The sequence below is a fragment of the Moorena sp. SIO3I6 genome (assembly GCF_010672095.1).
This window is the reverse complement of sequence record NZ_JAAHHU010000925.1, coordinates 1-1942: the sequence shown is the minus strand read 5'-3', so window position 1 is coordinate 1942 and position 1942 is coordinate 1. Positions and strand designations below refer to the sequence as shown.

Genomic DNA, 1942 nt, shown 5'->3' with positions numbered 1-1942 from the left:
AGGTTTGACAACGGCAGGGTAGATAAATGTTGCTCCTCTTGAGTTTGGGGAGGAGATGGTGGTGAATTACCATTGGCTGAGTTCTTGGCGGTACCGTTGTTACTATGTTCAGGCTGATTGGGTGGCAGAGGCTCAGGCAAGTTAGTCATGGCATTCCCATCAAAATAAGCTCAAGCTAAAGCAACATTCAAAATAATACAGCTCTTGGACACTCTGATCGTTTTTTAGCTTATTTGCACCTCAACAGATTAGCAAATTTTAAAGTGAAATCCGGTAGACTTGACTTGTGGGCTTTTGATTTTGTACGTTATATAAATCCAAGCAGGAGCGATAATAACCCTTAACCTTATATAGCGTTTCTCATAGTTATCTGGGTTCCCAAGAGCGCACTGCATTGCTACTCCCGACTCCCGATTCCCGATTCCCTAATCCCGACTCCCGACTCCCTCCAACCCAAAACTTTGTACCTCACCCGATTCAGAAGTGCTATACCACAGATGAGCATTCCAGTTTGTATTGAAAGGATTGGGCATCCGCTCCTGAATCCTAGTCGATTGTACTTGTAGTAACTGTGGCTGAGATTGGGTAAGAGGCACGACAGTCAATTCTTTGTTTTCCCTCAAGGTCTTGGCCAGGTCTTTTGAGTAGGGTATTACTGCTGCACTGACCTTATGGCTTAGCACCATATCGAGCAGCTGGTTGTGATCACAGATGACCGAAATGAAAATATGATCAAATCGTGGTGTGCCTTGCCAATAGTCTGGAAAAGCACTCAACTGGATGCCACTAGAACCGAAGGTCTCAACTTGGAATGGTCCAGTGCCAATCGGCTTTATCCCAAAGTGTTCTGTACCATAACCATGGCGCGGTACAATTCCCACGGTTAAAAGTTGGGGATGAATAGGAGGTTTAGCTACCGGGCGTGGGTCGATTGCTAAGGGATGGGAATCCCTAGGCTCAATTGAATCAATTTCCCTGAGGCGATGGGATTGCGAGGGTAACCTTTGGGGGGCAGACTGTAATGTAAACGCAATGGTTTTTTGATCTACGACTTTGATATCCCTGATGCTTGTCAAAACCAGTTTGCGCCAGGGTGAGTCAATTTTCCGTAGTACCTGATAAGTGAACTCAACATCAGCAACGGTTAGAGGGGTGCCATCGTGGAAACGTAGGTTGTCATGAAGCTGGAAATAAAGGATTGTAGTAATTTTGTCTACAGTTTCTAGCTTCCACTTGACCGCAAGATCGGGAACCAGCAACCCACCTAAGGAATTAAAACGACATAAACCCCGGAACACCAGACTCAAGACATCCGCTGGTCCTAGGGTTGGGTTCAGCAAAGGGTCAAGGGTCTTAATCGGACGAAAATCAGCAATGGTAAGCTCTTGGCGCGATTTGACCCAAATCTTTTTGGTAAAAGTGCTGTTGCTTGGGTTGATATCGGGGAGTTGTTGTTGTGGATCAGCAGTGAAGCGGATGATATGGAACCCAGCCTTGAACCTAAGTTGATGACGAATGCTGCTGTCTTGCGATCGCTGATTCGGTTGTAAGGTGCCATGGGGACTAAGGTCAGATAGATTGTTGATAGTCCATTCAACTTGGAAAGAACCGGTTGGGCTACTTCCTTGATTAATTAGATCTGCTTCTAATGTAATTAAATCCCCTGCTACTGGTAATGGGGGATTTAGGATAATGTCACGCACCAATAAATCAATGGTAGTGGCTTCCCAAGGAAGAGTATTGGTAGTTTGACCATCAATCACAGCAAATAGGACACCAACACCCCTGACTTGGGGCATAATCACACTCAGGCGGGACTCACTCCAAGTGATGATTTGGGCTGGCTGACCCTGAAACAAAACTACAGCATCGGGTGAAGGCACAGAACCAAAATTACCCCCTTCAATCACCGCCAGGGAGTAGTGTGGTGATTGAAGGGGGG

1 protein-coding gene is annotated in these 1942 nt (G+C 46.1%); it reads right to left on the bottom strand.

Annotated elements, in window-relative coordinates:
* Nucleotides 1-425: 425 nt before the first annotated feature.
* Nucleotides 426-1942 (bottom strand): ABC transporter substrate-binding protein (locus tag F6K49_RS44530; RefSeq protein ID WP_293108363.1); only part of this gene is annotated, 1517 nt, incomplete at its 5' end.